We start from the raw sequence: 9,357 nt of genomic DNA on the forward strand, positions 1-9,357 counted from the left end.
ACACCCGGCGGCTGCACTCTACGCTGGGCTATCTGACGCCGGCTGCCTATGAAGCCAGCCAGCGTCCAAAAAACACCTATCGACGTGTCCACTAAAACTTGACCACCACAGGCCGCGTGGGCGGCCTTGTGGAGCTTACGCGTCGGGGTGCGTCGTTGCGATGTTCGCTTCGCGTGTGGCGGCTTTGTTCGAGTTCTTCTTGATGGCTTGCCGCGCTTCATCCATCCCTCGGGGCACTGTCACCCGTTGAACTCCGGTGCGGTGGCGCGCGACGGGTCGGCACGCGCAAGGCAGTGGCGGACGCGCGCCACCCCTCTACCTCCCCCCACAATCGTGGGGGACCCCTAGCAAACAGTTCTCAGCATTCGCGAAAGCGAACATCGCTCAAACGACCACCGACGCGTATGCCGAGTAAGGCCGCCCGCGCGGCCGGCACTCGGCGGGCCCCGCAGCACTCGTCACTAAGGCACACCCTAGCAGCGCATCAGGCCAAGACATCGGCAGCCCGTCGGCGCGGTGGCCCTGACTGTGCGCAACCTTGATGCGCCCGAGGGAATCTGAAGGGAAGGCCGAAGGCCTGGACGAAGATGACGAAGGGGCAGTCCGGAGCGAAGGCTCCGGACCGCAATCGTGGGCGCGCACAGTCAGGGCCACTGCGACGATGGGCGACCTACGAAGATCGACAACCTCCCGAAGATCGACAACCTCCCGAAGATCGACAACCTCCCGAAGATCGACAACCTCCCGAAGATCGACAACCTCCCGAAGATCGACAACGTCCAGAAGATTGCCAACCCCCGAAGATCAAATACCCACGAAGCCCGCCAATCTAAGCCTCACGATTCCGCTCACCACGATTCCGCTCACCACGACCCAAATAACTTCAAGCCCCGTCAGAAGCACCCAAAGCAGGACTGACCTCTCCCACGTATCTGCAATCCAACTCCAGCCCTAACTCATCCATTCCCAAAATATCAATCTCCACCGCCGTCCCCCGCTCCAACTCAGGCATCCCACCCACCCGAGTCACCAGCGGCGCATTCGCGAAGCGCACCAGATCGTCACGCAATACATGCGCCACCGTCCGGGTTATGTTGTGCTGCTTCAGCCAACGCAGGCACCAGTAGCGCTCCATGGCGCTTTGGAACTCTGCCCACGCCGCATACTGCGCATCGAACGCGCCGATGATCGCGAACAAATCCGCATCGCGCGGCTTGAACGGGGCCACCAAGCGGGCAGACACCCCGTGTTCCACCGCCGCGATCAGTTGCCATTGGTTGACCAGGTCAACATAGCGGCGCAGCGGCGACGTGCTCCAGGCGTATTGCGGCACGCCGATAGCCTCGTGCGGCAGCGCCTGCGTACTCATGCGCACGCGGCCCGCCTGCTGCGAACGGTAGATGCCCGGCACACCGTGCTGGTTCAGCAAACCGCCCCATTGGTTGTTGGCCAGAATCATGTATTCGGCCACCATCCGGTCCAGCGGCGCATTGCGCTGGCGCGGCACCAGGCGCACCGGCGTGTCCGGATCGTCCGGATTGCCATCCAGATAGAAGCTGTACTCCACCCGCGAATTGTTCTCGGGCTTGCCGCGCACGTTCTCGCGCTGCGCCGACAAGGCTTGCGCCAGCTTCCACAGCGGGCGCAGCCAGTGGCCGTACGGAATGTCCGCCGACGGGTCAGCCAGGCTGGCTTCCGTCACTTGCGAATCCAGCATGTTGTGGCGCAGGTTCTCGCGCACCACCACACGTTCCAGACGCGTTTCGGATTCGAAGATCTCGCCCGTTTCCGGGTCGGCCACCACATACAGTGACAGCACCGGCACTTCGCGGCCGGCGTCCAGCGAGAACGCCTTGATGACGTTGTCCGGCTGCATCGGGATTTTGTCGCCCGGCATGTAGACCGTGGACAGGCGGGCGCGGGCCAGCTTGTCGAATTCGCTGTCGCGGGTCACGGTAAGACCCGGGGCGGCCACGTGCACTCCGACACGCAGGCGCCCGTCGGGCAGCTCCGTGACGGACAGCGCGTCGTCGATTTCCGTCGTGGTGACATCGTCCACCGAATAGATTTCGGCGTCCGACAGCGGCAGTTCGCGGTCAAGCGGCGGCAGTTCCAGTTCGGGGAATTCCAGCCCGCGCGGGAAGTTCACCGCCAGGAAGCGGCGCTTGTGCAGCGCCAGCGCGTGCGGCCATGCGCCCAGCTCAAGCAGCAGGCGGTCGGGGCTTTTGCCCAACTTGGCGCACGCGGCGTCCAGCGCTTTCCATTGCTGCGAATTCTTGTCCGGGCGAATCAGCAACGACTCCGCCGCTTGAGCGATGGGCTCCGGCAGACGGCCGGCGGCCATCTCGTCTACCCATTCCTGCTGCTGCTCGGCTTGGCGCTGCTTCTTTTCCAGCGCGGCCAGGGCAGCAGCCAGGATGTCGGGCGGGGCAGGGCGGTAACGGCCCTTGCCACGGCGATGAAAGTACGCCGGCGCGCCGTGCAGGCGCATCAGCAACGCGGCCTGTTCCACGGGCGTGGGCGCGTGGCCGAAATAATCCGCGGCCAGCGTGGGCGTGTCGAATTCTTCTTGCGGCGCGCATTCCCACAGGAATTGCAGGTCCAGCGCCTCGGCAGCGGCCGCCGCCTGGCTCATCAGCGTGGCCGGTTCCGGCGACGCGAAGTTGAACAGGGTGTTGGCGCGCTTGATTTTGCTGCGCTTGCCCGACTCCGACTCCACCTGCAGGCTGGCGTCGGTCTCGGACAGGATGTTGCCGGCCTTGAAGCTGCCGTCGTCTTCGTAAAACACATACATGGTGGGGATCTTCCTGGGCGGCGCGCACGCGCCGCCTTGCGCAGCTATATAGAGTGTTGAGGTCTGGTACTGATTATTGGGGGCGAACCTGCTTGTCGCCAAGGGCGAATTCAAGCACCTCGGGCATCCATTGTTCGAAATCGGACAAGCCGTGGTCGCTGCCTTGCACGATACGCTGGGGGCAGCCTGCGTATCGATCGCGCATTTCACGCCAATCCAGCACCTCGTCGCCCGTTGCCGCCAGCAGGAAGTACCGGTCAGGCTGCGTGATGCGAGGGGCGTGGATGGCCGTCAATTCGTCCACATATTCGGGCAGAAAGACGAACGGCGCGTTGGAATGATACATGTGGTGTTCGCCGACCTGGGTCGCCAGGTCACGCGCGGCTTGCACGGCCGGGTTCAACAGCACCGCCTTGCAGCCCAGTTGCTCGGCCAGCCAAGTCGCGTAGAAACCGCCCAGCGACGAGCCAATGACGGTCAGTGCGCGGGGGCTGTCGGCGCCGGCGAGTTGGCGCTGAGCAATGCCCATGGCCAGGTCAATCGCCTCGCGCGGGCTGGCAGGCAGTTGGGGGCATGCCCAGGCGTCGGCCAAGCCGCGCTGGGCCATGGCGTCGGCCATCAGGCGGGCTTTGAATGAATCCGGCGAGGAGCGAAAACCATGCAGGTAGAGAATCATTTCGTGCTCGTCCGGTGGGTGTGGCCTGGGGGCTTGGCGTCTGGCCGTGGCTTCAGCCGCGCGCTTCCAGCGCATTCAGCAGCTTGCCGTGGATGCCGCCAAAGCCGCCGTTGCTCATGACCAGAACCTGGTCGCCCGGGCGGGCGGCGGCGGTTACGGCCGCGACCAATGCATCGATGTCATCGTAACTGGAAGCCCGATCGCCCAGGGGCGCCAGTACGTCGGCCGGATTCCAGCCCAGCGCGTGTTTGCCGCTGTGGGCGCCAAAGCAGAACACCAGGTCCGCGTCGACAAGCGCGTCGGGCAGACGGGCGGCCATGGTGCCCAGCTTCATCGTGTTCGAGCGCGGTTCCAGCACGGCCAGGATGCGCGCTGATCCCACTTGGCGGCGCAAGCCTTCCAGCGTGGTGGCGATGGCGGTGGGGTGGTGCGCGAAATCATCGTAGACCTTGACGCCGTTGACGGTGCCGCGCAGTTCCATGCGGCGCTTCACGCCGGCAAAGCGCGTCAGCGCCGCGATGCCGTCTTGCACGGTCACGCCCACGTGCTCGGCCGCAGCCAGCGCCGCCAGCGCGTTCATGCGGTTGTGTTCGCCGGAGAGCGACCAGCGCACCGTGCCCGCTTCGACGCCATTGCGCAGCACCCCGAATGCGCTGTCGGCATCGGGCGCAGTGGCCTGCCAGGCGCCATCGGCGCCGAACGTGACGGTTTCCGACCAGCATCCACGCGCAATCACGCGGTCCAGCGCATCAGAATGCGTGGGGCGCACGATGCGGCCCGAGCCGGGAATGGTGCGCACCAAATGATGGAATTGCATCTCGATGGCCGCCAGATCGGGGAAGATGTCGGCGTGGTCGTATTCCAGGTTGTTCAGGATGGCGGTGCGCGGACGGTAGTGGACAAACTTCGACCGTTTGTCGAAGAACGCCGTGTCGTATTCATCCGCCTCGATCACGAACGGGCGGCGCGCCGGGTCGTAGCGGGCCGACACCTGCAAATCCTGCGCGACGCCGCCGATCAGGAAGTTGGGCGCAAGGCCTGCGGCTTCCAATATCCAGGCCAGCATTGAACTGGTCGTGGTCTTGCCATGGGTGCCGGCCACCGCCAGCACGTGCTGGCCGGGCAGAACGTTATCGCCCAGCCATTGCGGGCCAGACACATAACGCGCGCCGGATTCCAGAATGGCTTCCATCAGCGGGTTGCCGCGGCTGACGACGTTGCCGATCACGTACAAGTCAGGCTTGAGCGCCATCTGGTCGACGCCGAATCCTTCGATCAGCTCGATTCCCTGTTCGGATAGCTGGGTGCTCATCGGCGGGTACACGCCCGCGTCGCAACCCGTGACCTTGTGGCCGGCGGCGCGCGCGATCAGCGCCAAGCCGCCCATGAACGTACCGCAGATGCCAAGAATGTGCAGGTGCATTGAAAATTCTCCTGTCCTGCATTGTATATATAGCGGCGTGCTGGCCATGCCGGCCCATTGCGCGCAAAACGGCGGCAGCGGTTATGATCGCGCCATGAATCGACGCCTACTTCTTTCCGCCGGCGTGGCCGTAGCCGCCACGGTTGCGGGCGGCCTTACTTTGATGGGCCGCAAATCCCAGAACGCGGCAGCGCCGGCCGCCGAAAGTGACCCCATTCCCGCGCTGATGCAATTGCAGATGCCCGACTTGAATGGCGCAACGCATTCGCTGGCCGACTTCAAGGGCCAGCCCATGGTGGTCAACTTCTGGGCAACCTGGTGCGCGCCGTGCGTGAAGGAAATGCCCGAACTCGACGCCTTGCAGAAAAAGTATCCGCATATCCGCTTTGTCGGCATCGGTGTCGATACCGCAGCGAACATGCAAAAATTTGTCGAGAAAGTGCAAGTTTCCTACCCGCTGTGGGTGATCGGCGCCGGGGCCATTGATACGCTGCGCAAGCTTGGAAATCCCAGCGGCGGCCTGCCTTTTACCCTTGTTTTCAACGCTGATGGCGGAATTAACCGGAAGATACTGGGCGAAATCCAGCCAGATGATCTGAACCAAACCCTATCCAGTCTTAAGGCGTAAGTCTGTTGGACAAATAATAGGAATTGGCGTAAAAAGCTGGTTTATCGGCTGTTTTGCCAACAATTGGCAAACCACTCATTGGCAAGCGCATGGCGCAAAACATACTGGTATTGCATGGCCCGAACTTGAATCTGCTCGGCACCCGGGAACCTCATATCTACGGCAGTTTGACGCTGCCCCAGATCAATGAGCGCCTGGAATTGCTGGCAGGTGAACTGGGCGCCAAGCTGACTGCTTGGCAAGGCAATCACGAAGGCGCGCTGGTTGACCGCATTCAGGCGGCCCGGCAAGACGGCACAGACTTCATCATCATCAACGCGGCGGCTTATACGCACACCAGCGTCGCAATTCGCGATGCGCTGGCTGGGGTCGCGATCCCATTTATTGAAGTACATTTGTCCAATCTGTATAAGCGAGAGCCCTTCAGGCATCACTCTTATCTGTCCGATTTGGCGATAGGCCTTATCAGCGGCCTCGGCGCGGACGGCTACGAGGCGGCTCTGCGTTACGCAGTGCGGCACTGATCTCGCACCAACTCACAGCTTTTACATCTTATACGGCGCGGACCCCACGCTGGGACGCCGTCGACACTATCTCGGGAAGCAGCTTCTATGGACCTTCGAAAACTCAAAACCCTGATCGACCTGGTGGCTGAATCGGGTATCGCCGAGCTGGAAATCACCGAAGGCGAAGGCAAGGTACGCATCGTCAAGTTCTCGCAGACCTTGCAGCCGGTGGCTTACCACCAGCCCGAAGCCGGCGCAGCCGCCGCACCGGTGGCTCAAGCCGCAGCGCCCGCCGCTCCGGCCGCCGAAGCCGCCCCGGTCATCCAGGGCCACGTCGTGAAGGCGCCGATGGTTGGCACGTTCTACCGTTCGCCGAACCCGGGCGCCGCCCCGTTCATCGACGTGGGCGCCACCGTCAAGGAAGGCGACCCGCTGTGCATCATTGAAGCCATGAAGCTGCTCAATGAAATCGAAGCCGACAAGTCCGGCGTCATCAAAGAAATCCTGGTCGAAAATGGTGAGCCCGTCGAGTACGGTCAACCCCTGTTCGTCATTGGCTGATAGCTGAAAATGTTCGAAAAAATCCTGATCGCCAATCGGGGCGAAATCGCCCTGCGCATTCAGCGCGCTTGCCGTGAGCTGGGCATTAAAACCGTGGTCGTGCACTCCGAGGCTGACCGCGAAGCCAAGTACGTGCGCCTGGCCGATGAATCCGTGTGCATCGGGCCCGCGCCGTCGCGTGACAGCTACCTGAACATGCCGGCCATCATTTCGGCCGCCGAAGTGACAGATTCCGAGGCAATTCACCCGGGTTACGGGTTCTTGTCCGAAAATGCCGACTTCGCCGATCGCGTCGAAAAGAGTGGCTTCGTCTTCATCGGCCCGCGTCCCGACACCATTCGCCTGATGGGCGACAAGGTCAGCGCCAAGCGCGCCATGATCGAAGCGGGCGTGCCGGTGGTGCCCGGTTCCGAGGGCGCGTTGCCCGAAGATCCGCAGGAAATCATCCGCATTGCGCGCGAAGTGGGTTACCCGGTCATCATCAAGGCGGCAGGCGGCGGCGGTGGCCGTGGCATGCGCGTGGTGTACACCGAGGCCGCGCTGCTGAACGCCGTCACCATGACGCGTTCGGAAGCGGGCGCCGCGTTCAACAACCCGGAAGTCTATATGGAGAAGTTCCTCGAGAACCCTCGCCATGTGGAAATCCAGGTGCTGGCCGATGGCGGCCGCAACGCCGTCTGGCTGGGTGAACGCGACTGCTCCATGCAGCGCCGTCACCAGAAAGTCATCGAAGAAGCGCCGGCTCCCGGCATCGCCCGCCGCGCCATCGAGCGCATCGGCGACCGCTGCGCCGACGCTTGCCGCAAGATGGGTTATCGCGGCGCGGGCACGTTCGAGTTCCTGTTTGAAAACGGCGAGTTCTATTTCATTGAAATGAACACCCGCATCCAGGTCGAACACCCGGTCACCGAACTCATCACCGGTATTGATCTGGTGCAGCAGCAGATTCTGGTTGCTGCCGGCGAGAAGTTCACGCTGCGTCAACGCGACATCCAGTTCAAGGGTCATGCGATCGAATGCCGCATTAACGCGGAAGATCCGTTCCGCTTTGTGCCCAGCCCCGGCCGTATCACCAACTGGCACACGCCGGGTGGCCCGGGCGTGCGTATCGATTCGCACGCGTACAACGGCTACTTCGTGCCGCCGAACTACGATTCGATGATCGCCAAGGTCATCACGTACGGCGACACGCGTGACCAGGCGCTGGCCCGCATGCGCATTGCGCTGTCGGAAATGGTGGTGGAAGGCATTTCGACCAACATCCCGCTGCATCGCGAGCTGTTGCAAGATGCCCGCTTCATTGAAGGCGGCACCAGCATCCACTATCTGGAAAACAAGTTGGCTCAGCGTCCCTGACCGACCACCTGGGGCCTCGCGGCCCCTTTTTGCCTTTGGGCCTGCCCGCGGCAAAAACCCTTCGGGGCCTTTTAATGTTTTACGGTCATCGGGCCGCGGCATGCGCCGCGGCCCGATGACCAGATGGAAGAATAATCATGCGTGAACTCGTGCTCCATTGCCTAGAGGCGCAGGCCGAAGCCCTGTCGGACGCGCTGCTGGAAGCGGGCGTGCTGTCCGTGTCCGTGGAAGACGCCGACTTCGGCACTGACGTTGAACGTCCCCTGTTTGGCGAGCCCGGCACCGAGCCAGACGTGCAAGCCTGGGACCGCAACCGCGTCGTCGCCCTGCTGCCCGACGGAGCCGATCCCGCGCAGATCATGGAAGAAGCCGCCGCCGCGGGCGAGCTGGACGCGTCAGTATTCGAAGGCTGGAGCCTGCGTGATGTGCCGGACGCCGACTGGGTGCGTTTGACGCAATCGCAGTTCGGGCCCATCCACATTGCCGAACGCCTGTGGATTGTGCCCAGCTGGCACCGCGATAATCCCGACGTGCCGGGCCTGGACCCGGCCGCTGCCGAAGACGGCGCCATCCATATCGAACTGGACCCCGGCCTGGCCTTTGGCACCGGCAGCCACCCCACGACGCATCTGTGCCTGGCCTGGCTGGAAGCCGAGCTGCCCGCGGGCGCGACCTTGTTGGACTACGGTTGCGGTTCGGGCATTCTGGCGATTGCCGCGCGCAAGCTGGGCGCGGGTCCGACGCTGGCGGTCGACATCGACGCGCAGGCCGTGCAAAGCACCGCCTATAACGCCGAGGTCAACCGGGTTGAACTGCAAGCCATGCTGCCCGACGCATTGACCGATGGCACGTTCCAGGTCGTCGTCGCGAACATTCTGTCCAACCCACTGAAGGTGCTGGCGCCGATGCTGGCTGGCCGCGTGGCGGCGGGCGGTCATCTGGTGCTGTCGGGCGTGTTGGAACGCCAGGCCGAAGAAGTGGCCGCCGCCTATGCGCCGTGGATGGCCATGTCGGTTTGGCGTGCGCGCGACGGCTGGGTTTGCCTGCACGGCCAGAAAGCCTGAGCGCAACCCAGGCAGGATTGCATCACATGGCTCTGACTACCCGCTGCCCCCAGTGCGGCACCTCGTTCAAGGTGGTGCCTGACCAGCTTCGAGTCCGCAATGGCCTGGTGCGCTGCGGCGCCTGCTCAACGGTGTTTGACGGCCGCGCCTGCCTGCTGCCGGAATCAGGCGCCCCGACGACATTGCCGCCCGCGCCCGTCGCACCGCCTGCGACGCAGCCCGCGGCGGCGGCTGCCGCGCCGGTGCTGGCAACGCGGGCTGCCCCGCCGGCACCGCCTGCATACGTGCCGCCTGCACCCGCACGGCCCGTCGATGTGCCGGAGCCGCCTCGTTACGTTGCCCCGCGGCC

9 protein-coding genes are annotated in these 9,357 nt (G+C 63.7%); 6 read left to right on the top strand and 3 right to left on the bottom strand.

The features are described from left to right. Nucleotides 1-883: 883 nt before the first annotated feature. From HV765_RS31510 to mpl, 3 genes are all read right to left on the bottom strand, one after another. The gene (locus HV765_RS31510) at nucleotides 884-2,794 is read right to left on the bottom strand and encodes a ribonuclease catalytic domain-containing protein (protein WP_175172174.1); all 1,911 of its coding nucleotides are present in this window, start codon (nucleotides 2,792-2,794) and stop codon (nucleotides 884-886) included. Nucleotides 2,795-2,867: 73 nt separating this feature from the next. Then, complete coding sequence (locus HV765_RS31515; protein WP_054427248.1) at nucleotides 2,868-3,470, bottom strand: YqiA/YcfP family alpha/beta fold hydrolase; 603 nt, start codon at nucleotides 3,468-3,470, stop codon at nucleotides 2,868-2,870. Between the two features lie 52 nt (nucleotides 3,471-3,522). Then, nucleotides 3,523-4,893: a UDP-N-acetylmuramate:L-alanyl-gamma-D-glutamyl-meso-diaminopimelate ligase gene (gene mpl / locus HV765_RS31520; protein ID WP_175172176.1), complete on the bottom strand. Its 1,371-nt coding sequence runs from the start codon at nucleotides 4,891-4,893 to the stop codon at nucleotides 3,523-3,525. A gap of 94 nt (nucleotides 4,894-4,987) precedes the next feature. Between mpl and HV765_RS31525 the strand changes: the two genes are divergently transcribed. From HV765_RS31525 to HV765_RS31550, 6 genes are all read left to right on the top strand, one after another. After that, nucleotides 4,988-5,521: a TlpA family protein disulfide reductase gene (locus HV765_RS31525; protein WP_054427371.1), complete on the top strand. Its 534-nt coding sequence runs from the start codon at nucleotides 4,988-4,990 to the stop codon at nucleotides 5,519-5,521. A gap of 89 nt (nucleotides 5,522-5,610) precedes the next feature. Continuing rightward, nucleotides 5,611-6,045: a type II 3-dehydroquinate dehydratase gene (aroQ, locus tag HV765_RS31530; RefSeq protein WP_006226654.1), complete on the top strand. Its 435-nt coding sequence runs from the start codon at nucleotides 5,611-5,613 to the stop codon at nucleotides 6,043-6,045. A gap of 87 nt (nucleotides 6,046-6,132) precedes the next feature. Next, nucleotides 6,133-6,588 carry an acetyl-CoA carboxylase biotin carboxyl carrier protein gene (gene accB, locus HV765_RS31535; RefSeq protein ID WP_054427250.1) on the top strand — a complete coding sequence of 152 codons (456 nt, stop codon included), beginning with the start codon at nucleotides 6,133-6,135 and terminating at the stop codon, nucleotides 6,586-6,588. A gap of 9 nt (nucleotides 6,589-6,597) precedes the next feature. Further along, entirely contained in the window at nucleotides 6,598-7,944 is a 1,347-nt protein-coding gene (gene accC, locus HV765_RS31540; RefSeq protein WP_054427251.1) for an acetyl-CoA carboxylase biotin carboxylase subunit, read from the top strand. Between the two features lie 137 nt (nucleotides 7,945-8,081). After that, a complete protein-coding gene (prmA, locus tag HV765_RS31545) occupies nucleotides 8,082-9,008 on the top strand; it encodes a 50S ribosomal protein L11 methyltransferase (RefSeq protein ID WP_175172178.1) in 927 nt (308 codons plus the stop codon). Nucleotides 9,009-9,034: 26 nt separating this feature from the next. Then, the coding region (locus tag HV765_RS31550; protein WP_175172180.1) for an MJ0042-type zinc finger domain-containing protein at nucleotides 9,035-9,357 on the top strand (323 nt) is incomplete at its 3' end.

Origin of the sequence: Achromobacter kerstersii (assembly GCF_902859595.1) — a bacterium.
GTDB classification, from domain to species: Bacteria; Pseudomonadota; Gammaproteobacteria; order Burkholderiales; family Burkholderiaceae_B; genus Achromobacter; species Achromobacter kerstersii.

Excerpts from the sequence above, each read along its gene's own strand:
- HV765_RS31510 (WP_175172174.1), bottom strand. The coding sequence starts at position 2,794 with ATGTATGTGTTTTACGAAGACGACGGCAGCTTCAAGGCCGGCAACATC.
- HV765_RS31515 (WP_054427248.1), bottom strand. The coding sequence starts at position 3,470 with ATGATTCTCTACCTGCATGGTTTTCGCTCCTCGCCGGATTCATTCAAA.
- mpl (WP_175172176.1), bottom strand. The coding sequence starts at position 4,893 with ATGCACCTGCACATTCTTGGCATCTGCGGTACGTTCATGGGCGGCTTG.
- HV765_RS31525 (WP_054427371.1), top strand. The coding sequence starts at position 4,988 with ATGAATCGACGCCTACTTCTTTCCGCCGGCGTGGCCGTAGCCGCCACG.
- aroQ (WP_006226654.1), top strand. The coding sequence starts at position 5,611 with ATGGCGCAAAACATACTGGTATTGCATGGCCCGAACTTGAATCTGCTC.
- accB (WP_054427250.1), top strand. The coding sequence starts at position 6,133 with ATGGACCTTCGAAAACTCAAAACCCTGATCGACCTGGTGGCTGAATCG.
- accC (WP_054427251.1), top strand. The coding sequence starts at position 6,598 with ATGTTCGAAAAAATCCTGATCGCCAATCGGGGCGAAATCGCCCTGCGC.
- prmA (WP_175172178.1), top strand. The coding sequence starts at position 8,082 with ATGCGTGAACTCGTGCTCCATTGCCTAGAGGCGCAGGCCGAAGCCCTG.